20 protein-coding genes are annotated in these 20,978 nt (G+C 71.5%); 9 read left to right on the plus strand and 11 right to left on the minus strand.

Going from position 1 to position 20,978, the window contains the following annotated elements:
• Nucleotides 1-23: 23 nt before the first annotated feature.
• The 5 genes from rpsU to HNR76_RS09375 all read left to right on the plus strand — a co-directional run bounded on the left by rpsU (nucleotide 24) and on the right by HNR76_RS09375 (nucleotide 5,128).
• Nucleotides 24-239: a 30S ribosomal protein S21 gene (rpsU, locus tag HNR76_RS09355; RefSeq protein WP_013533886.1), complete on the plus strand. Its 216-nt coding sequence runs from the start codon at nucleotides 24-26 to the stop codon at nucleotides 237-239.
• A gap of 145 nt (nucleotides 240-384) precedes the next feature.
• Complete coding sequence (locus tag HNR76_RS09360; protein WP_162311952.1) at nucleotides 385-846, plus strand: GatB/YqeY domain-containing protein; 462 nt, start codon at nucleotides 385-387, stop codon at nucleotides 844-846.
• A gap of 217 nt (nucleotides 847-1,063) precedes the next feature.
• Entirely contained in the window at nucleotides 1,064-1,963 is a 900-nt protein-coding gene (locus HNR76_RS09365; protein ID WP_162311953.1) for a YihY/virulence factor BrkB family protein, read from the plus strand.
• 272 nt (nucleotides 1,964-2,235) lie between these two features.
• Complete coding sequence (gene dnaG / locus HNR76_RS09370) at nucleotides 2,236-3,972, plus strand: DNA primase (RefSeq protein ID WP_162311954.1); 1,737 nt, start codon at nucleotides 2,236-2,238, stop codon at nucleotides 3,970-3,972.
• Nucleotides 3,973-4,384: 412 nt separating this feature from the next.
• Nucleotides 4,385-5,128: a TerC family protein gene (locus HNR76_RS09375; protein WP_162311955.1), complete on the plus strand. Its 744-nt coding sequence runs from the start codon at nucleotides 4,385-4,387 to the stop codon at nucleotides 5,126-5,128.
• A 250-nt stretch (nucleotides 5,129-5,378) separates the two neighbouring features.
• Here the strand turns inward: HNR76_RS09375 and HNR76_RS09380 are convergent, their stop codons facing one another.
• The 4 genes from HNR76_RS09380 to HNR76_RS09395 all read right to left on the minus strand — a co-directional run bounded on the left by HNR76_RS09380 (nucleotide 5,379) and on the right by HNR76_RS09395 (nucleotide 8,831).
• Nucleotides 5,379-6,275 carry a heme o synthase gene (locus HNR76_RS09380; RefSeq protein WP_162311956.1) on the minus strand — a complete coding sequence of 299 codons (897 nt, stop codon included), beginning with the start codon at nucleotides 6,273-6,275 and terminating at the stop codon, nucleotides 5,379-5,381.
• Entirely contained in the window at nucleotides 6,272-7,459 is a 1,188-nt protein-coding gene (locus HNR76_RS09385) for a COX15/CtaA family protein (protein ID WP_162311957.1), read from the minus strand. Before HNR76_RS09385 ends, HNR76_RS09380 begins: the two co-directional genes overlap by 4 nt.
• 13 nt (nucleotides 7,460-7,472) lie before the next feature.
• Nucleotides 7,473-8,042 (minus strand): hypothetical protein, encoded by a 570-nt coding sequence (locus HNR76_RS09390; protein ID WP_162311958.1) that lies wholly within the window; start codon nucleotides 8,040-8,042, stop codon nucleotides 7,473-7,475.
• Between the two features lie 63 nt (nucleotides 8,043-8,105).
• Complete coding sequence (locus HNR76_RS09395; protein ID WP_162311968.1) at nucleotides 8,106-8,831, minus strand: SURF1 family protein; 726 nt, start codon at nucleotides 8,829-8,831, stop codon at nucleotides 8,106-8,108.
• 93 nt (nucleotides 8,832-8,924) lie between these two features.
• Here HNR76_RS09395 and HNR76_RS09400 point away from each other — a divergent pair, with 93 nt between their 5' ends.
• Entirely contained in the window at nucleotides 8,925-9,143 is a 219-nt protein-coding gene (locus HNR76_RS09400; protein ID WP_162311959.1) for a twin transmembrane helix small protein, read from the plus strand.
• 121 nt (nucleotides 9,144-9,264) lie between these two features.
• On the opposite strand, the gene HNR76_RS09405 is transcribed toward HNR76_RS09400, so the two are convergent.
• The 6 genes from HNR76_RS09405 to HNR76_RS09425 all read right to left on the minus strand — a co-directional run bounded on the left by HNR76_RS09405 (nucleotide 9,265) and on the right by HNR76_RS09425 (nucleotide 14,077).
• Entirely contained in the window at nucleotides 9,265-10,140 is an 876-nt protein-coding gene (locus tag HNR76_RS09405; protein WP_162311960.1) for a cytochrome c oxidase subunit 3, read from the minus strand.
• 23 nt (nucleotides 10,141-10,163) lie between these two features.
• Complete coding sequence (locus HNR76_RS09410; RefSeq protein WP_162311961.1) at nucleotides 10,164-10,760, minus strand: cytochrome c oxidase assembly protein; 597 nt, start codon at nucleotides 10,758-10,760, stop codon at nucleotides 10,164-10,166.
• Nucleotides 10,757-10,888 carry a hypothetical protein gene (locus tag HNR76_RS15605; protein ID WP_281383386.1) on the minus strand — a complete coding sequence of 44 codons (132 nt, stop codon included), beginning with the start codon at nucleotides 10,886-10,888 and terminating at the stop codon, nucleotides 10,757-10,759. The genes HNR76_RS09410 and HNR76_RS15605 overlap by 4 nt, the downstream gene beginning before the upstream one ends.
• A 90-nt stretch (nucleotides 10,889-10,978) precedes the next feature.
• Nucleotides 10,979-12,592, minus strand: a complete 1,614-nt coding sequence (ctaD, locus tag HNR76_RS09415; RefSeq protein WP_162311962.1) for a cytochrome c oxidase subunit I — start codon at nucleotides 12,590-12,592, stop codon at nucleotides 10,979-10,981.
• Between the two features lie 68 nt (nucleotides 12,593-12,660).
• On the minus strand, nucleotides 12,661-13,584 hold the full coding sequence (gene coxB / locus HNR76_RS09420) for a cytochrome c oxidase subunit II (RefSeq protein ID WP_162311963.1): 924 nt from the start codon (nucleotides 13,582-13,584) through the stop codon (nucleotides 12,661-12,663).
• Nucleotides 13,585-13,603: 19 nt separating this feature from the next.
• Nucleotides 13,604-14,077 (minus strand): DUF2244 domain-containing protein, encoded by a 474-nt coding sequence (locus HNR76_RS09425; RefSeq protein ID WP_162311969.1) that lies wholly within the window; start codon nucleotides 14,075-14,077, stop codon nucleotides 13,604-13,606.
• Nucleotides 14,078-14,314: 237 nt separating this feature from the next.
• Between HNR76_RS09425 and HNR76_RS09430 the strand changes: the two genes are divergently transcribed.
• From HNR76_RS09430 to HNR76_RS09440, 3 genes are all read left to right on the plus strand, one after another.
• Entirely contained in the window at nucleotides 14,315-15,031 is a 717-nt protein-coding gene (locus tag HNR76_RS09430; RefSeq protein ID WP_162311964.1) for an AraC family transcriptional regulator, read from the plus strand.
• Nucleotides 15,032-15,223: 192 nt separating this feature from the next.
• Complete coding sequence (putA, locus tag HNR76_RS09435; protein ID WP_183982209.1) at nucleotides 15,224-18,445, plus strand: bifunctional proline dehydrogenase/L-glutamate gamma-semialdehyde dehydrogenase PutA; 3,222 nt, start codon at nucleotides 15,224-15,226, stop codon at nucleotides 18,443-18,445.
• A gap of 79 nt (nucleotides 18,446-18,524) precedes the next feature.
• Nucleotides 18,525-19,697: a GGDEF domain-containing protein gene (locus HNR76_RS09440; RefSeq protein ID WP_162310664.1), complete on the plus strand. Its 1,173-nt coding sequence runs from the start codon at nucleotides 18,525-18,527 to the stop codon at nucleotides 19,695-19,697.
• Between the two features lie 18 nt (nucleotides 19,698-19,715).
• Here HNR76_RS09440 and tyrS read toward each other — a convergent pair whose 3' ends face one another.
• Complete coding sequence (gene tyrS / locus HNR76_RS09445) at nucleotides 19,716-20,942, minus strand: tyrosine--tRNA ligase (protein ID WP_162310663.1); 1,227 nt, start codon at nucleotides 20,940-20,942, stop codon at nucleotides 19,716-19,718.
• Nucleotides 20,943-20,978: the final 36 nt, after the last annotated feature.

Genomic DNA, 20,978 nt, shown 5'->3' on the forward strand with positions numbered 1-20,978 from the left:
GGTCTTTTGTGTCCGGAGATTCCATGCCCAGCGTCAAAGTCCGCGAAAACGAGCCGTTCGAATTTGCGCTCCGCCGCTTCAAGCGCACCTGCGAGAAGGCCGGCGTCCTGGCCGAGACCCGCAAGCGCGAGTACTACGAGAAGCCGACCCAGGAGCGCAAGCGCAAGGCCGCCGCGGCGGTGAAGCGCCAGTTGCGCCGCATGTCGCGCGACGTCACCAAGCGCCAGCGCCTGTACTGATTCGCCGCGCTGCGTTCCACGGGGCGCCCGCACGGGCCCGCCCCGCGGTCCGAGGCAACCGGAAGCCGGCACGCACGCGCGTGACCGGCTTTTTGTGTTTTCCGGGAAAGCCGGCCCCGTTCCACGAACACACCGAGGTGCTGCGATGAGCCTGAAACAGCGACTGACCGAGGACATGAAGGCCGCCATGAAGAGCGGCGAGAAGACCCGGCTGGGCACGATCCGGCTGGTCAATGCCGCGATCAAGCAACGGGAAGTGGACGAGCGCATCGAGCTGGACGATGCCGCCGTGGTCGCCGTGCTGGACAAGATGGTCAAGCAGCGGCGCGACTCGGTCGCCCAGTACGAGGCGGCGGCCCGCGAGGACCTGGCCGAGGTGGAACGGGCCGAGATCGCGGTGATCGAACACTACCTGCCGGCCAAGCTGGACGAGGCCGCGATCCTGGCCGCGATCGATGCGGCCATCGCCCGCGTGTCCGCCGAAGGCGGTGGCGCCATCGGCCCGGCCGACATGGGCAAGCTGATGGGCGTGCTCAAGCCGCAATTGGCCGGCCAGGCCGACATGGGCCAGGTCTCGGCCCTGGTGAAGCGGCGGCTGGCAGGCTGATCGCGCGTTTTCCCGGCCAGGCCGCGGGCACGGCCGGGAAAGCGGCAGCGGTAGGCGCCCGCCGGCGTCTGCGCCACAGAGCATGCGGAGGTCGATGGGAGTCGGCGCCGCAGGGCGGGGCGCCGGGCATCGCCTCGCACGATCATGAGCCGCGCTCACGCGGCGGCCACGCCGCGCGACCGATGCTGGCCCGCACCGCACTTGTCCCGCAGGGTCGATGAACCGTCTGTCCCGCACCCGGTTGCGGCGCTCCCTCGGGCGCCTGGAACGAAGCCTGCCGGCGGCCCTGGTCAGGCGCTTCGTGGAGGCCGACCTGATGACCCAGGCCGCCTCGCTCTCGTTCTACACCCTGCTGTCGCTGGCCCCGTTGCTGGTGCTGCTGCTGTGGCTGACCGCCTCGCTGTATCCGCCGGCGCAGGCCTCGCTGGTGGCGCAGATCGGCGGCCTGGCCGGCGGCGAGGCCGAGACGGTAATCCGCAACGCCGCCAACCAGCCCGGCATCGGCTCCCTGGCCGGGCTGTGGAGCACGGCGCTGCTGTTCGTCGGCGCCACGGTGGTCTTCGCCCAGTTGCAGGGCGCGCTGAACCTGATCTTCCGCACCGGCGGGCAGCGCCTGGGCGGCCTGCGCGCATGGCTGCGCAAGCGGGTGTTCTCGCTGGGCGTGGTGCTGGCGCTGGGTTTCCTGCTGATCGTGTCGATGATCGCCACTACCGCGCTGCAGGTGGCGTTCGCGCACCTGCCCTCGCTGCTGCCCGCCATCGGCTACGCCACCACCCTGCTGCTGTACGCGCTGGCCTTCGCCTTCCTCTACCACTACCTGCCCGACCGGCGGGTGGCATGGCGCCAGGCGTTCCTGGGCGGGGCGATCACCGCCGTGCTGTTCGCCCTGGGCCGCTACCTGATCGGCCTGTACCTGGCCCAGGCCGCGCCCGGCAGCGCCTACGGCTCGATGGGCGCGCTGGTGCTGCTGCTGATGTGGATGTACTACGCGGCGGTGGTGTTCTTTGCCGGCGCGCTGATCACCGCGGTGATCGACGAGCGCGCGCACGGGCGGGAGGAGGAGGCCGAAGCGGAGGCGGGCCGGGAAGATGGCGGGGTGCCGCCCGCCCTGGAATAGACCCGGGGAAATCCGTTCGCATCGTCGCTGGCGATTGGCGGCTTCGACTTGACCTGGGGTAGATGCGCAAAGGCGGCGGCTTCGGAAGGAGGCCGCCGTCCTGCGGGCATGGGGCGCACCCTTCGGGGCGCCCCCCTCCCGGGCGGCGGCGGACTCGCTCCGAAGCCGCGCGGCCCCGGGCACTTTTCTCCGCTCCTGCGGTAGCGGCGATGGCCGCGCGATGCCCCCGCCTCGATGCCGCCAAGGATGGGCCGCGATGGCATGCTATGCCGATGGCCCGCCTGTCCGACGCATTCATCGACGACCTGCTCGCGCGCACCGACATCGTCGAGATCGTCGGCTCGCGCGTGCAGCTCAAGCGCAAGGGCCGCGAATACGCCGCGCCCTGCCCGTTCCACGACGAGCGCACGCCCTCGTTCTACGTCTCCCCGACCAAGCAGTTCTACCACTGCTTCGGCTGCGGCGCGCACGGCACCGCGATCAGCTTCCTGATGAACTACGACCGCCTCGAGTTCCTCGACGCGGTCGAGGAACTGGCCCGCCGCGCCGGCATCGAAGTGCCGCGCGAGACCCGGCAGAACAACCAGGACAGCGACCTGCGCGACCAGTACGCCGCGCTGGAGGCGGCGGCCAAGCTGTTCCAGCGCCAGCTCGCCGACAGCGCGCGCGCGCGCGACTACCTGGACGGCCGCGGCGTGGACGCGGGGAACCGCGCCCGCTTCGCCATCGGCTATGCCGCCGACGGCTTCTCCACGCTCAAGGACGCGCTGGGCACCGACGAGCGCCGGCTCAAGCTGCTCGACCGCACCGGCATGCTGTCCAAGAACGACCGCGGCCACGTCTACGACAAGTTCCGCGACCGGGTGATGTTCCCCATCCACGACCGGCGCGGACGGGTGATCGCCTTCGGCGGCCGCGTGCTGTCGGCGCCCGCCGACGGCAAGGATGCCGGCCCCAAGTACCTCAACTCGCCCGAGACCGCGCTGTTCCACAAGGGCCGCGAGCTGTACGGCCTGTGGCAGGCGCGCCAGGCCAACCAGAAGCTGGAGCGGCTGATCGTGGTGGAGGGCTACATGGACGTGGTGGCCCTGTTCCAGCACGGCGTCACCCAGGCCGTGGCCACCCTGGGCACCGCCACCACCCCCGACCATGCCGAACTGCTGTTCCGCAACGCGCCGGACGTGTACTTCTGCTTCGACGGCGACGCGGCCGGCCGCCGCGCGGCATGGCGCGCGGTGGAATCGGCGCTGCCGCGGATGAAGGACGGCCGCCAGGCCTTCTTCCTGTTCCTGCCCGAGGGCGAGGACCCGGACAGCATCGTGCGCAAGGAGGGCGCCGCCGGGTTCGACGCGCGCCTGGCCCAGGCCACGCCGCTGTCGCAGTTCTTCTTCGAGGAACTGGGCCGGGACATCAACCACGCCACGCTCGACGGCCGCGCGCGGCTGGCCGAGCGCGCGCGGCCGCTGCTGGCGCAACTGCCCGACGGCGCCTTCGCCGACCTGATGCGCCAGGAACTGCAGCGCCGGACCGGCGTGGACACGGCGCGACCGGCCAGCCCGGCGCCGCGCCCGCCCGCCCGCGGCGGCGCACCGGCGCAGAGGCGCAGCCTGGTGCGCAGCGCCATCGCCCTGCTGCTGCAGCAACCGGCGCTGAGCCTGCAGATCGAGCGTCCCTACCGCTTCGCCGGGCTGCGCCTGCCCGGCATGCCGCTGCTGCTGGAGCTGCTGGAGGCGGTGGTGCAGCGGCCCGGCATCAGCACCGGCGCGCTGCTGGAGCGCTTCGCCGAGCACGAACAGGCCGACGCCCTGCGCCGGCTCGCCGCCCAGGTCCTGCCCGGCGACGAGGCCGGCTGGGCCCACGAACTGCACGACGCGGTGGCGCAACTGGAGCGGCAGACCCTGCAGCAGCGCATCGACGAACTGCAGCAGAAGCAGCGCGCGCAGGGCCTGGACGAAACCGACAAGTACGAGATGCGGATGCTGCTGCAGGCACTGGCCGGCCGCGGCTGAGCGGGGCCGTCCGGCATGCTAGGATCGCGCATCGAAGGGGAGTAGCCCCCACACGCTGTCGTCGTCATGACGGGCTCCACCGCCCCGGCGCAGCGGCAGGCCATGCGGCCTGTGGGCAAGACCTTCGCCGCCCCGCGGCGAAGGCGCACCGTCCCCGTGCATCCGATGCCTTCCGCGCCGCGGCCCCGTGACTCCCGGAGCCCGCATGCACCCTGCCGATTTCGAAACCCCGCCTTCCGCGCACGCCGGAGGCTGCGACGCCGCCATCCGGCACGCGGCTTCGTCCGCCGGCGATGCCCCCTCGCCCGCGATCGCGCCGCCCGGCCGCTGAGCCGGCCTCCCCCGCCTTCACCACGTCGCATGCACCGGCACGCCGTCAGCCTGTCGACGCACGCGACCGACCGGACCGACCATGGATACCCTGCTCACCCCCGAAATCTGGATCGCCCTGGCCACCCTGACCGCATTGGAACTGGTGCTGGGCATCGACAACATCATCTTCATCTCGATCCTGGCCGGCCGCCTGCCGCCGCAACAGCGCAACAGCGCGCGCCGGCTCGGCATCGCCGCGGCGGCGATCACCCGCCTGGGCCTGCTGTTCACCATCACCTGGATCATCGGCCTGACCGCACCGCTGTTCGAGGCCCTCGGCCACCCGTTCTCCTGGCGCGACCTGATCCTGATCGGCGGCGGCCTGTTCCTGATCGCCAAGGCCACCCACGAGATCCACCAGAAGATCGAAGGGGCCGGCGACGGCGACGGCCCCGGCCTGGCGCGCGCGGCCACGTCCTTCGGCGGCACCATCGTCCAGATCATGCTGCTGGACATCGTGTTCTCGCTGGACTCGATCATCACCGCGGTGGGCATGGTCGACGAGCGCTGGGTGATGGTGGCCGCGATCCTGATCTCGATCGTGTTCATGATCGGCTTCGCCGGCCCCATCGGCGACTTCGTCGAGCGCCATCCCACGGTCAAGGTGCTCGCGTTGAGCTTCCTGATCATGATCGGCCTGGTGCTGATCGCCGACGGCTTCGGCCAGCACATCTCCAAGGGCTACGTGTATGCGGCGATGGCCTTCTCGGTGTTCGTCGAGACGATCAACCTGTGGATACGCCGGCGCGAACAACGGGCCGCCGCCGCGGCCGGGGACGGCTGAGGCGCCTCCCCCGGCGATGCGGCGCACCCCACATCGCCGGCCAGGGCGGCAACGATTTCCTACAGCCCGCGCCGGGCCGCCACGGGCCACCGCCGCGGCGATTCCCGCATCAGCCTGCTTCAGCCTGCGACAAGTATCGGGCCAGGGCCGGCCGGCTTGCCGCCATGGCGGTCACCGGCTGAAGCCGGCTCTGCAAGAACGCGGAGACCGCGCGGCCGAGGACCAAAGAGCGCAGACGCGCGGCGCGGCCTCACGCGCCCAGCAGCAGCGGCAGCCAGTGGTCGGCCAACAGGAAGGCGAACAGCGCCATCAGGTAGACGATGGACCAGTTGAACACGCGCATGGCGAAGAACTCGTCCGGCGGGTCCAGCAGGCGCCAGGCGTACCAGAGGAACACGCTGCCCAGCACCAGCGCGCCGCCCAGGTAGAACAGGCCGCTCATGCCGAACAGCACCGGCAGCACGCTCACCTCCACCAGCAGCACCGTGTAGAACAGGATCTGCCAGCGGGTGTAGACCACGCCGTGGGTGACCGGCAGCATCGGGATCAGCGCGCGCGCGTAGTCCTGCCGGCGGAAGATCGCCAGCGCCCAGAAGTGCGGCGGCGTCCACACGAACACGATCAGCACCAGCAGCAGCGCGTGCTGCCAGTCCCACGGCCCGTCCATGTTGGTCACCGCGGCCCAGCCCAGCAGCGGCGGCGCCGCGCCGGCCACCCCGCCGATGACGATGTTCTGCGGCGTGGCGCGCTTGAGGAAGCCGGTGTAGACCACCGCGTAGCCGATCAGCGAGGCGAAGGTCAGCAGCGCGGTGATGGCGTTCACCCACGCCACCAGGATCGCCATCGAGGCCGCGCCCAGCGCCAGCGCGAACACCAGCACCTGCACCGGGCGCAGCGCGCCGGTGGCCAGCGGCCGGTGCGCGGTGCGCACCATCACCTTGTCGATGCGCTGGTCGATCAGGTGGTTGATCGCCGCGGCCGAGGAAGAAGCCAGCCAGATGCCGAGCAGGCCGAACACCGCTTCGCGCGCCGGCGGCAGGCCGGGCACGGCCAGGAACATGCCCACCAGCGCGGTGAACACCAGCAGCGCGACCACGCGCGGCTTGGTCAGCTCCAGGTACTGGCGCCAGAGGGGAATGGCGCTCATGCGACGGACTCGGGTTCCTTCAGCCGCGCCAGCAGCGTCACCAGCACGAACAGCAGCGCGGTCGCGCCGGCGTTGTGCAGCACCGCCACCGACAGCGGCAGGGCCAGCTTCACGTTGAGCACGCCCAGGCCGGCCTGGAGCGCCACCAGCAGGCCCAGCGCGAACGCCCAGCCGCGCATCCCCGGGGTGCGGTGCAGGCGCACGGCCAGCCACAGCAGGTAGGCCACCGCCACGATGGCCATCAGCCGGTGCGCCATCTGGATGGCGATGCGCGAGGCGCCGTCGAGCACGCCGCCCTCGTAGTCCACGCCGATCCCGCGCCACAGCACGAATCCCTCGCGGAAGTCCGCCGGCGGCCACCACTGGCCCACGCAGCGCGGGAAATCGAGATAGTGGTGCTCGGCGGTGATCCAGCCGCCGCCGCCGCAGGCCAGCGCGGCGTAGTTGGCGCTGGTCCAGCCGCCCAGGGCGATCTGCACGCCCAGCACCGCGATGCCCAGCGCCACCCAGCGCCGCAGCGCGCGCGCGTAGGCCAGGTGGATCGGCAGGTCGGTGGCGCGCCAGGCCATCCATGCCAGCAGCGAGAACGTGGCGAGCCCGCCGAGCAGGTGGCCCATGACGATGACCGGCTTGAGCAGCAGGGTGACCGTCCACTTGCCCAGCAGCGCCTGGAACACGATCACCGCCAGGGTCAGCACCGCGGCGCGCGCCAGGTCGACGTTGGACCAGCGCAGCGCGGCCAGCAGCAGTACCGCTTCGCCCGCGCCGGCCAGGGCGAAGGCCGGGCCGATGTGGCCGTACATGTAGGCCGGGATCGCCGCGGCCACCAGCAGCGAGGCGCCGACGATCTGCAGCGCGCCCAGGCGCCTGCGGCGCGCGGCCAGCAGCGCCAGCAGCAGCACCAGCACGCCCAGGCTGGCGGCCAGGTGGCGGTGGACCTGCTCGCGCCAGGCCTTGTGGGTGTCGAACGGGCGGATCTGGCTGGCCGCGTGCCCGGCCGCGTCCTGCGACGCCGAGGGCCAGGTGGCGCGGCCGTAGCAGGTCGGCCAGTCCGGGCAGCTCAGCCCGGCGTCGGACAGGCGCACGAAGGCGCCGAACACCACCACGCAGGCGGTCAGGATCACCGCCAGCCAGGCGATGCGGTGGAAGTGGCGGACCAGCGCGGGACGGGCGAGTGCGTTCATCGGCGGCCCGGCCTCAACGCAGCTTCAGCAGCTTGGCCACGTCGGCGCGCAATCCGACCGGATCGGCGTGCGGCGCATAGCGCAGGATGACGAAGCCGTGGGGGTCCACCACGTACAGCGGCACGCCCGCCGGGTCGACCGAGCGCGGCAGCGCGGCGCGCAGGCCCGCGTCCTCGCGCAGCGCGCGCAGCGCCGGCATCGCATCGGCGCCCTCGGGCGTCGCGCCCAGCCACAGGATCTCGACCTGGTCGGCGTTGTGGCCGAACAGACGCCAGACCTTGTCCAACCGCTCCAGCACTTCCGGGCACTCGGCGCCGCACTCCGCGGCCGGCACTACCGCCAGGATGCGCCAGGTGCGCGATTCCGGATTCCATGCGTACGCCTGGCCATCGGCCAGTTGCGGCGGCCGGACGCGCAGGTCCACCGGCGGGTCCAGCAGCTCGCCGTGGTTCTTCAGTCCCGCCGGCATCCAGCCGCTGAAGCGCAGCAGGCCGGCGCCCAGGGCCGAGCCGAAGAACAGGACGAACAGCGCGATCAGGATCAGGCGCCCGCGGAGGGTGCGCGCGGAATCGGAAGCGGTCATGCCGTCGATTTTCGCATGACCAGCCGCGGGAAGGGTTTTTGCGTGGCCGTCATCGCCCTGCGCTCAGGCCCGTGGCCGGCGGCGGCCGCGCAAGGTCAGCACCAGCGCGACCACCAGCACCGCCGCGGCCAGCGCGAACCATTGCACCGCATAGCCCAGGTGCCGCTGCGGCGGCAGCGTGTTGGGCAGCAGTTCCAGGTCCCGCGCGTAGCCCAGCGGCAGCGCCGGGTCCAGGCGCAGGATGCGCGGGGCCAGCGCCGGCAGGCCCAGCGCGGCGGCCACGGCGGCCGGCTCCAGGTCCATCGCCAGCAGCGTCCCGGCGCCGCGCTGCGCCTCCACCGAGCGCAGCAGGCCGGGCGAGGGCGGCGGCAGCAGCAGGCCTTCGACGCGCCCGGCATCGGGCAGCGCCACTGTCGGCAGGCGGCGGTCGCCCGGCAGCGGCAGCCAGCCCAGTTCGACCAGCAGTGCAGGGGCGGCATCGCCGCCATCGGCCTCCGGCAGGAAGACGCGATAGGCGCGCACGCCGGGATGGCCGTCGCGGCTCTGGTTGTCCAGCAATACCGCCGGCAGCGCCGCGAAGCGGCCGGCGCCGGCGGCCCAGTCGTAGTCGCGCGCGCGCGCCGGATCGGCGGCCCGGGCCAGCGGCACCGCCTGGCGCTGCCGCAGCACCTGGGCCGAGGCATCCAGCAGCGCCTGCTTGGCCTGCATGCGCTGCAGTTGCCAGCCGCCCAGGCCGGCGAACAATACGGCCACGGCCAGCGCCAGGGCCCACCCGACCGGCAGCGGCATACGCCGCCGGCTCACCGCCCGCCTCCACACGCCGGCGGCGCCATGGCCTGCGATAATGGAGGACTCTTCCGCGCGCCCGACGAGGCCGAACCCGTGAACGATTCGCTCAAGATCCTGATCGTGGTGGCGTTCCTGCTGGTCATCCTGTGGAACCTCGGCTCGGCCCTGTACTACCTGATGGTCGACCGCGGCCAGAGCAAGCGTACCGTCAATGCGCTCACCCGGCGCATCGGCCTGTCGGTGGCGCTGATCCTGCTGGTGATCCTGGGCATCTGGACCGGGGTGATCCAGCCGCACGGCGTGGGCCGGTAGGCCCCGCACCGCGCGACGCGCCCGGGCCAGGAACGACACGGGCGCCACTGGGGCGCCCGGGGCAGGCCTGCAGGCAGGCCCGAGACGCGGGGAACCGGACTCGCCGGCTCCCCTCATCGCCTCACAGCACGTAGACGAACAGGAACAGGCCCAGCCACACCACGTCCACGAAGTGCCAGTACCAGGCCGCCGCCTCGAAGCCGAAGTGGCGGTCGCGGGTGAAGTGGCCCTTGAACGCCCTGCCCCACATCACCGCCAGCATGATGGTGCCCAGCGCCACGTGCACGCCGTGGAAGCCGGTGAGCATGAAGAAGGTCGAGCCGTAGATGCCCGAGCCCAGGGTCAGGTTCAGCTCCCGGTAGGCGTGGACGTATTCCTCCGCCTGGAAGAACAGGAACACCATGCCCAGGACCACCGTCAGCCCCAGCCACAGCAGCAGCGCACCGCGCTTGCCGGCCTTGAGCGCGTGGTGGGCGATGGTCAGGGTCACGCCCGAGGTCAGCAGGATCAGGGTGTTGACCAGCGGCAGGCCCCAGGCCGGGATGGTCTGGAACTGCCCGCCCACCTGGCCCGGGCCGGCGCTCGGCCAGGCGGCGCTGTAGCCGTCCCACAGCAAGGCGTTGGTCATCACCCCGTCGCCCTCGCCGCCCAGCCACGGCAGGGTGAACTGGCGGGTGTAGAACAGCGCGCTGAAGAAGGCGCCGAAGAACATCACCTCGGAGAAGATGAACCAGATCATCCCCATCCGGAACGAGCCGTCGACCTGCCGGTTGTAGTGGCCGCCCTGCGACTCGCGGATGACCTCGCCGAACCAGTAGAACAGGGTGGCGATCATCATCGCGATGCCGGTGAAGAACGCCCACTTGCCCCAGGCGACCTCGTTGAACCAGATGGCCACGCCCATCACCAGGACGAACATCGACGCCGATGCGAAGATCGGCGCCTTGCTCCTGGCCGGCACGAAGTAGTTGGTGGCGTCGGTCGGGGGTTGGGCCATGGCGTGGGTATCCGTTGCTCTGGTCAGGGCGCCGCGTGCGGCATGTTCGAGGCCGAGGCCGCGCCCAGTCGCGCGGTCAAGGCATCGTTCTTGAAGAAAGTGTAGGACAGGGTGATGGTCTTCACGTCGGCCGGCAGGCCGGGGTCGACGACGAAGCGCACCGGCATGTCGCGCTGCTCGCCCGGCTCCAGGGTCTGGGCGGTGAAGCAGAAGCACTCGGTCTTGGTGAAGTAGCCCGAGGCCCGCGCCGGCGCCACCGAGGGCACCGCGCTGCCGACGATGGCGTGGTCGCTGTCGTTGCGGGCGAAGTACAGGGCCTCGTTCAACTCGCCCGGCACCACCTTCATGGTCAGTTGCTCGGGGTGGAACGCCCACGGCAGCTTGGAGTTCACCCCGCCGTCGAACTGCACGGTCACCGTGCGCGACTGCCGCGCCGCCGCCGCGGCCGCGCCCTCGCGCACCTGCCCCGGCCCCTGCTCCAGGCGAATGCCGAACACCTTCTCGCAGGCGACCCGGTACAGCGGCACCAGCGAGAAGGTGAAGGCGAACGCGGCCAGCGCCACGCCGACCAGCTTCAGCCCGCCCGCGCCGCGCTTGTCCGGGGTCCGCGGCGCGCTCATGCCGCCAGCACCCCGGACAGGATGAACGCGACGTAGATCGCGATCGCGATGACGCCGACCACCCACGCCGTGCGCATCACGCCCTTGCGGCGCTGCGTGCGGTCCTGGTTGTCGGTCGGTGCGGTCACGTCGTTTTCCTGTCCAATCCCGGCACATGGATGCGCCGGCTTTTGCGAGGGACCCGCATCAACGATGCGGGCCTTTGCGAGGAACCCGCCTCAGTGGCTGACGTCGCCGTGGGCCAGGTCGCCGTCCTTGATGACCGGCGGCGCGGCGAAGGTGTGGTGCGGCGCCGGCGACGGCACGGTCCACTCCAGGCCCTTGGCGCTCTCCCACGCCCGCGCTTCGGCCCTGGCGCCGCTGCGCAGCGAGGACAGCAGGATCGCGCCCATCAGGAACGGGGTGACGAACATGCCGAACGCGCCGATCGAGCTGACCAGGTTCCAGTCGGCGAACGCCACGTTGTAGTCCGGGATGCGGCGCGGCATGCCGGCCAGGCCGAGGAAGTGCTGCGGGAAGAACAGCAGGTTGGAGAACACCATCGTCCACCAGAAATGCACCTTGGCCCACTTCTCGTTGTACATGCGGCCGGTCCACTTGGGCCACCAGTAGTAGACCGCGGCGATCAGCGCGAACACCGCGCCGGTCACCAGCACGTAGTGGAAGTGCGCCACCACGAAGTAGGTGTCGTGGTACTGGAAGTCGGCCGGCACGATGGCCAGCATCAGCCCGGAGAAGCCGCCGATGGAGAACAGGATCACGAACGCCACCGACCACAGCATCGGCGCCTCGAAGGTCAGCGAGCCCTTCCACATGGTGCTGACCCAGTTGAACACCTTCACCCCGGTCGGCACCGAGATCAGCATGGTGGCGAACATGAAGTAGATCTCGCCGCCCAGCGGCATGCCCACGGTGAACATGTGGTGGGCCCAGACGATGAACGACAGGAAGGCGATGGCCGCGGTGGCGTAGACCATGGCCTGGTAGCCGAACAGCGGCTTGCGGCTGAAGGTGGGGATGATCTCGCTGACCACGCCGAAGGCGGGCAGGATCATGATGTAGACCTCGGGGTGGCCGAAGAACCAGAAGATGTGCTGGTACATCACCGGGTCGCCGCCGCCGGCCGCGTAGAAGAAGCTGGTGCCGAAGAACTTGTCGGTCAGCAGCATGGTCACCGCGCCGGCCAGCACCGGCATCACCGCGATCAGCAGGAAGGCGGTGATCAGCCAGGTCCAGCAGAAGATCGGCATCTTCAGCAGGTCGATGCCCGGGGCGCGCATGTTGAGCACGGTGGCGATGATGTTGATCGCGCCCATGATCGAGCTGATGCCGGCCACGTGGATGGCGAAGATGGTGAAGGCCACGTTGTAGCCGCCCTGCAGCGACAGCGGCGGGTACATGGTCCAGCCGCCGGCCGGCGCGCCGCCCGGCAGCACCAGGGTGATCAGCAGCAGGCTGAAGGCCACCGGCAGCAGCCAGAACGACCAGTTGTTCATGCGCGGCAGGGCCATGTCCGGCGCGCCGATCTGCAGCGGGATCATCCAGTTGGCCAGGCCCACGAAGGCCGGCATCACCGCGCCGAAGATCATGACCAGCGCGTGCACGGTGGTCATCTGGTTGAAGAAGTAGGGGGTGACGTGCTGCAGGCCCGGGTGCATCAGCTCCAGGCGGATGATCACGCTCATCGCCGCGCCGACGATGAACATCGTGAAGGAGAACAACAGGTACAGCGTGCCGATGTCCTTGTGGTTGGTGGAGAAGAACCAACGCTCGAAGAACCCCTGCTTGTGGCCGTGGTGGTCGTCGTGGTGGTCGACTGCGGAATGGGCCATGGCGTGTTACCTCTGCAATGCGGTCTGCGTGGCGGCCCGCCTCGGCGGGCCTGTGCGTCGTGTCCGGGTCAGGCCGGCACGGTCCCGGCGACGGGCGCTTGGTCTTCTCCGGCGTCCTCGGCGGCCGGGTCGGCCGGCACGGTCTCCTCGGCGGCGGGCGCGGGCTCGGCGGCCGGGGCCGGCTTCTGCGAGGCCAGCCAGCGGGCGAACTCCTCCTTGGACACCGCCTCGACCACGATCGGCATGAAGCCGTGGTCCTTGCCGCACAGCTCGGCGCACTGGCCGCGGTACACGCCGGGGGTGTGGATGCTGGCCCAGGCCTCGTTGATGATCCCGGGCACCGCGTCCTGCTTCCAGCCCAGCGCCGGCACCCACCAGGCGTGGATGACGTCGTCGGCGGTGATGACGAAGCGGACCTTGGTGTCGACCGGCAGGACCAGGCGCTTGTCCACGTCCAGCAGGTAGTAGGGGTGCTTCTCCGGGTCCGGGCGCTCGCCGCTCTGGCGGATGCGGTCCGATTCCTGGTCGAGGCGGCTGGTGAACTCCACGCCCTCGCCCAGGTATTCGTACTTCCACATCCACTGGTAGCCGGTGACCTTGACGGTCATCTCCGCCTCGCGGGTGTCGTACATGGCGATCAGCTTGGCCGTGGCCGGCCAGGCCATCGCGATCAGCAGCACCACCGGGATGGTGGTCCAGACGATCTCGGCGGTGGTGTTGTGGGTGAACTGGGCGGCGACCGCGCCCTTGGACTTGCGGAACTTGAACATCGCATAGCCCATCGCGGCGAACACGACGATGCCGATCGCCACGCAGATCCACAGCACGATCATGTGCGCGTCGTAGGCGTTCTGCGAGGAGGGGGTGACGCCGCGCCCCATGTTCAGTTGCCAGCGGTGCGGGTCCGCCGACTGGGCCCAGGCCAGCGCAGGAGCCGCCATCAGCGCGCCTGCCGCCGTCCACCGCTTCCACCATCCCTTCGCTTGCATCATTGCCTAGACCCTAGTTGCGTCATCGGTTGCGGCCACCGGCGGCCGCGAGGAATTCCTTCAAACACCGCGCCAGTTGCGTGCGTTCGGCCGGGCCCAGGAAAGCGCCCACCTCCACATGCCTGCCGCTGGAGGACAGCATGATCCTTCCGCCGTCCGCCTGCACCTGCATCCGCACCCAGTACGGGTGGGCGCTGAAAACGGCGCCGGCCCCGCGGCGGACTTCCACCGCCCCGGGACCGATGGCGATCTCCTCGCCGCGTTCCCCGCTGCGCCACAGCCAGCGCAGCGCCAGCGCGACCCCCGCGCTATGCAGCAGCGCGAAGGCCGGGGCGAAGGCATTGCCGGCCAGCCAGCCGAGCCCGGCCGTCAGCCACATCGCCCCCGCCAGCGCGGCGAACAACGCCTTGAACTGGCGGGCCGTCAGGACCCGCGGCGGGCGCAGCCTGAGCTGCGCGCCGGCCTCGCCGGAACCCCGCGACACCACCTCAATCACGTTGCCCACCGCCAGATGCAGCCTGCGGAAAACCCCAAGATGGTAAGCGTTCGGCACGCCCAGCGGCAACTCGCATTGATCCTGTGCAAGCCCCGCGCAGGCCGCGCGGCGCACGCGCGCGGCGGCGGCGGCCGGCGGGCCGGGGCACCGCGCGGGCGCGCGGGCCGGGCGGGCCGTAGAATCGGCGCCACCCGGTGCGCAGCCGCGCCCCGGCCCGTCCCTCCCGCGCGGATCGCCGTGAAGCCCGCTTCCTCCACCGTGGATGCCGCCGAGGTCGAGGCGCTGTTCGACTCGATCCCGGAAGTGCTGTTCTTCATCAAGGACCGCGAGGGCCGCTACACCCACGTCAACGCGACCATGCTGCGCCGGCTGGGCCTGCGCTCGCGCCGGGACATCATCGGCAAGCGCGCCGGCGACGTGTATCCGGGCGGGCTGGCCGCCAACTACGGCCTGCAGGACCGGCAGGTGCTGGCCGGGGCGGTGATCGACAACGTGCTGGAACTGCACCTGTTCTCCGACCAGGAGCCGGGCTGGTGCCTGACCTGCAAGCGCCCGCTGCGGGCGGACGGCGAGGTGGTCGGGCTGATCGGCATCTCCCGCGACCTGGCCGGCCGCGAGGGGCTGGAGGCGGACTACGGCTCCCTGCGCGAGGCGCTGGTGCACATGAACCGGCACCACGCCGAGAACATCCGCATCCACGACCTGCTGGCGATCACCGGCTTTTCCGAGTCCAAGCTGGAGCGCACCTTCCACAAGGTGTTCCAACTGGCGCCGCTGCAACTGCTCACCCGGATCCGCATCCAGGCCGCGATGCACCGGCTGCACGGCGGGCCGGAGAGCATCGCCCAGATCGCCCAGGCCTGCGGCTTCGGCGACCAGAGCGCGTTCACCCGGCGCTTCGTGGCGCTGGTGGGCATGACCCCGCGCGAATACCGCGCCCTGCGCCAGGCCTGAGCGCGCCTCCAGGGGCCCCGGTTCGGCCGGGCGGGCGGGTTTGTGCCGGTCCGGGCGGCCCTGGCGGGGGAATCCGTCAAGCCGGCTACACGCCGGCTTGGCCATCATCGTCCTGGCGGCACGTTCCCGGCTGCGCCGCTCCCCTCCCCCCGGCGCAGCCGGTGCCGCACCCCGTTTCTCCCGAGCGATGCCATGACCGCCACGCCCGATCCCCGCCCCGGCAGCGCCCTTCCCCCCGCCGGCGGCCGGTTCCCGCTGCTGGACGCTCCCCGGGCGCCTGCGCCGCCGCTGCGCGCGGCGATCACCGCCGCCTGGCTGCGCGACGAGGCCGGGCACGTGGCCGGGCTGCTGGACCAGGCGCGGCTGGCGCCGGCCGCGCAGGCCCAGGCCGACGCCCTGGCCACCGACCTGGTGCTGCGGGTCCGCGCCCGCGCCCGGGACCAGGGCGCGATCGAGGCCTTCATGCACCAGTACGACCTGGGCAGCGAGGAAGGCGTGCTGCTGATGTGCGTGGCCGAGGCCCTGCTGCGCATCCCCGACCAGGAAACCGCCGACAAGCTGATCCGCGACAAGCTCGGCGAGGCCGACTGGGAGAAGCACCTGGGCCGGAGCGAGTCGGTGCTGGTCAACGCCTCGACCTGGGGGCTGATGCTCACCGGCCGGCTGGTCCAGCTCAACGACCTCACCCGCCACGACGTGCGCGGCGCGCTCAAGCGCCTGGTCGGCCGGGTCGGCGAGCCGGTGGTGCGCGTGGCCGTGCGCCAGGCGATGCGGATCATGGGCCACCAGTTCGTCATGGGGCGCACGATCTCCGAGGCCCTGGCCCGCGCCCGGAAGGGGGGCAACGCCGCCTACCGCTATTCGTTCGACATGCTCGGCGAGGGCGCGCTGACGATGGCCGACGCCAGGCGCTACCTGCAGGCCTACCGCGATGCGATCCACGCCATCGGGATACACCATGCTCCGCAGCGCCAGGGCGCCGATGTCCTCGCCGCGCCCGGCATCTCGATCAAGCTCTCGGCGCTGTTCCCGCGCTACGAGCACGCCAAGCGCGCGCGGGCGATGGCCGAGCTGGCGCCGGCGGTGCTGGAGCTGGCGCAACTGGCCAGGTCCCACGGCATCGGCTACACGGTGGACGCCGAGGAGAGCGAGCGCCTGGAGCTGTCGCTGGACATCGTCGAGGCGACCTTCCCCGACCCTTCCCTGGACGGCTGGGAGGGCTACGGCCTGGCGGTGCAGGCCTACCAGAAGCGGGCGCCGTACGTGATCGACTTCCTGGCCGACCTGGCGCGCCGGGCGGGCCGGCGCATGCCGGTGCGGCTGGTCAAGGGCGCGTACTGGGACGCGGAGGTCAAGCGCGCCCAGGTCGAGGGCCTGCCCGGCTACCCGGTGTTCACCCGCAAGCAGAACACCGACGTGTCCTACCTGGCCTGCGCCAGGCGCATGCTCGACCACGGCGACGCGCTCTACCCGATGTTCGCCACCCACAACGCGCAGACCATCGCCGCGGTCCGCGCGCTCGCCGACGGCCGCCCCTACGAGCACCAGAAGCTGCACGGCATGGGCGACGACCTCTACGCCGAGGTGGTGCCCGCCGACCGCCTGGACGTGCCCTGCCGCGTCTACGCGCCGGTGGGCAGCCACGAGGACCTGCTGCCCTACCTGGTGCGCCGGCTGCTGGAGAACGGCGCCAACTCCAGCTTCGTCAACCGCATCACCGACGAGGACGTGGCCGTGGCCGACCTGGTCCAGGACCCGGTGGCCGCCGTGGCCGGCTTCGATTCCATCCCCCACCCGCGCATCCCGCTGCCGCGCGACCTCTACCGCCCGCAGGGCCACGACAGGGACAACTCCATGGGCGCCAACCTCGCCGACGACGACGCACTCAAGGCCCTGGCCGCGCGCCTGGACGAACACGCCGGCCCCTGGCGCGCCGCGCCGCTGGTGCCCGGCGCGGCCCCGGCCGGCGAACCGCTGCCGGTGCGCAACCCGGCCGACCGCCGCCAGGTCGTCGGCCAGTGGCAGCCGGCCGACGCGGCCACCGTCGACACCGCCCTGGCCAATGCCGTGGCCGCGCAGCCGGCCTGGGACCGCACCCCGGCCGGGCGCCGCGCCGCCATCCTCGAACGTGCCGCCGACCTGCTGGAACAGCGCATGCCGCAGTTCATGGCGCTGTGCGTGCGCGAGGCGGGCAAGACCCTGCCCGACGCGGTGGCCGAGGTGCGCGAGGCGGTGGACTTCCTGCGCTACTACGCCGCCCAGGCGCGCGCGCTGTTCGCGGCGCCCGAGCGCATGCCCGGGCCGACCGGGGAATCCAACGAACTGCAGTTGCAGGGCCGCGGCGTGTTCGTCTGCATCAGCCCGTGGAACTTCCCGCTGGCGATCTTCCTGGGCCAGGTGGCCGCGGCGCTGGCCGCCGGCAACAGCGCCATCGCCAAGCCGGCCGAGCAGACCGGGCTGGTGGGATACGCGGCGGTGAAGCTGCTGCACGAGGCGGGCGTGCCGGAGAAGGCGCTGCAGTTCGTGCCGGGCGACGGCGCCACGGTCGGCGCGGCGCTGACCGGCGACGCGCGCGTGGCCGGCGTGGCCTTCACCGGCTCCACCGAGACCGCGCGCGCGATCAACCGCGCCCTGGCCGCGCGCGAGCAGGCGCCCATCGCGGCGCTGATCGCCGAGACCGGCGGCCAGAACGCGCTGATCGCCGACTCCTCGGCCCTGCCCGAGCAACTGGTCAAGGACGCGGTGGCCAGCGCCTTCACCTCCGCCGGCCAGCGCTGCTCGGCGGCGCGGGTGCTGTTCGTGCAGGCCGACATCGCCGACAAGGTGGTGTCGATGCTGGCCGGGGCGATGGCCGAGCTGAAGGTCGGCGACCCGGCCCTGCTGTCCACCGACGTGGGCCCGGTGATCGACGCCGACGCCCTGGAGGCGCTGAAGGCGCACACCCAGCGGATGGACCGCGAGGCCGCCCCCATCGCCACCGCACCGCTGGATTCGGACCTGGCGCTGGGCACCTTCTTCGCCCCGCGCGCCTACGAACTGGCCTCGCTGTCGCAGTTGCAGCGCGAGGTGTTCGGCCCGGTGCTGCACGTGATCCGCTGGAACGCCGACCGGCTCGACGCGGTGATCGACCAGATCAACGCCACCGGCTACGGCCTGACCCTGGGCATCCACTCGCGCATCGACGGCACCGTGGAGCGCATCGTCTCGCGGGCGAAGGTGGGCAACATCTACGTCAACCGCAACCAGATCGGCGCGGTGGTCGGGGTGCAGCCGTTCGGCGGCCAGGGTCTGTCCGGCACCGGCCCCAAGGCCGGCGGCCCGCACTACCTGGCGCGCTTCGCCACCGAGAAGACGGTGACGGTCAACACCGCCGCCGCCGGCGGCAACGCCTCGCTGCTGACCCTGGGCGACTGACGGCGGCGGACGCCGCGGGCGAGCGCGGCGCACCGGGATGAGGCATATTCCTCCCCGGCCATCGCCTGGGGGAGGAAGGATGACCACCGATTTCTACCACTTGCTGCTCAGCGACTGCGTCCTGGCGCTGATCCTGCTGGGCCTGTTCGCCTATGTCGCGCGCGTGGCGCGCGGGGTCCACGGCATCGCGTCGTGGGGCGTGGGCCACTACCTGTTCTCGCTGGGCGCGGCCATGCTCGACGGCTCGGCCCAGGCGCTGGACCGGCAGGCCGCCGGCGACTTCTCCGCGGCCATCGCCGCGGCCGGTTCGGCCATGGCCTGCGCCGGCCTTGCGGTCATGGCCGGGGCGGTGATCAAGTTCGCCGGCCGGCGCTCGCTGCACGCGCACGAGCGGGCGCTGCTGGCGCTGCTGCTGCTGCTGCCGCTGGCGGCCTGGCTGCATGGCGACCCGCTGCGCTCGCAGGGCGCGGCGATGAGCGCGGTCGAGCTGGTCCTGCTGGGGGTGATGCTGTTCCAACTGCGCCGCCTGGACACGCCGCCGGCGCGGCTGCCGGCGCGGCTGATGCTGGCCGGCAGCCTGGTCCTGGGCGCGCTGTACGGCCGCGACCTGGTGCATGCGCTCGGCGGCCACTACGGCGCCAACGAGGCCTGGGTCAACATCGACCTGTCGATGTGGTTCCTGTTCAACTTCTGCATGCTGATGCTGGCCAGCTTCCGCGCCGCCGAGGCGCTGCAGGCCAGCGCGATGGAGGACCCGCTCACCGGCACGCTCAACCGCCGCGGCCTGTACGCCCGCCTGGAGCCGCAACTGCAGCAACTGGACCGCGGCGCCTCGATGGCCGTGATCGCCCTGGACGTGGACCACTTCAAGCGGATCAACGACGGCCACGGCCACGACATCGGCGACCTGGTCCTGCAGCGGCTCAGCGAGGCGGTGCGCGCCTGCATCCGCGAGACCGACCTGTTCGCGCGCATGGGCGGCGAGGAGTTCCTGGTGGTGCTCACCGGACCGGAGTCGTGCGGCGCGGCGCAACTGGCCGAGCGCATCCGGGGCGCCGTGGAGGACATGCGCATGGCCGCGCCGGCGCCGGACGGGCTGCTGGTGACCGCCAGCTTCGGGGTGTGCCTGGACACGGCCGCCGCCGACCTGGCCGAGCTGCAGCGCCGCGCCGACGAGGCCTTGTACGCGGCCAAGCGCGGCGGCCGCAACCGGGTGGTCCTGCATGCCGGCGAGCAGCCGGCCATGGCCTGAGTCGCTCGCCCTGCCCGGCTAGCCGGCGACCAGGCGCACCCGGGCGAAGTTGCGCTTGCCCACCTGCAGCACGCCCTGGAAGCCGGGCGCGAAGGTGGCGCCGGGGTCCTCGACCACCGCGCCGTCGACCTTCACCGCGCGCTCCTTGAGCTTGCGGTTGGCCTCGGAGTTGGAGGGGGTGATGCCGGCGGCGGTGAGCAGCGCGGCGATGCGCAGCCCCTCGGCCGGCACCGGCACGTCCTGCAGCGGCACGGCCGAGGTGTCGCCCTGGCCGGTGACCACCGCCTGCCAGCCGGCGACGGCCTGCTCGGCCGCGGCGGCGCCATGGAAGCGGGTGGCCAGCTCGCGCGCCAGGCGCAGCTTGACCTCGCGCGGGTTGAGCGCGCCCGATGCCACGTCCGCGCGCAGCCCGGCCGCCTCGGCGGCGGAGATGTCGAAGCTGAGCAGTTCGATCCAGCGCCAGGTCAGCTCGTCGCCGACCTTCATCGTCTTGGTCACGATGTCGATCGCCGGCTCGGCGATGCCGATGTAGTTGCCCAGCGACTTGCTCATCTTGTTGACCCCGTCCAGGCCTTCCAGCAGCGGCATGGTCAGCACGATCTGCGGGGCCTGGCCGTGGTGCTCCTGCAGGCCGCGGCCCATCAGCAGGTTGAACTTCTGGTCGGTGCCGCCCAGCTCCACGTCCGCGCGCAGGGCCACCGAGTCGTAGCCCTGCACCAGCGGGTAGAGGAACTCGTGGATGGCGATGGACTGCTGCGCCGCGTAGCGCTTGGCGAAGTCGTCGCGCTCGAGCATGCGCGCCACCGTGTGCTGGCCGGCCAGGCGGATCATGTCGGCCGCGCTCATGTTGCCGAACCACTCGCTGTTGAAGCGCACCTCGGTGCGCTCCCGGTCCAGTACCTTGAACACCTGGTCGGCATAGGTCTGCGCGTTGGCCAGCACGTCCTCGCGGGTCAGCGGCTTGCGGGTGGCGCTCTTGCCGGAAGGGTCGCCGATCATCCCGGTGAAGTCGCCGATCAGGAAGATCGCCTGGTGCCCCAGGTCCTGGAACTGGCGCATCTTGTTCAGCAGCACCGTGTGCCCCAGGTGCAGGTCCGGCGCGGTGGGGTCGAAGCCGGCCTTGACCCGCAGCGGACGGCCCCCCGCCTTCATCGAAGCGGTCAGCCGCGCCTCCAGCTCGTCGCGCTTGAGGATCTCGTCGGCGCCGCGGCCGATCAGGGCAAGGGATTGTTCGACGGACGGCACAGGCGGCTCCACGTTGCGGGGGTCTACAAAGTTGAA

Source organism: Pseudoxanthomonas broegbernensis, assembly GCF_014202435.1.
Classification (GTDB): domain Bacteria; phylum Pseudomonadota; class Gammaproteobacteria; order Xanthomonadales; family Xanthomonadaceae; genus Pseudoxanthomonas; species Pseudoxanthomonas broegbernensis.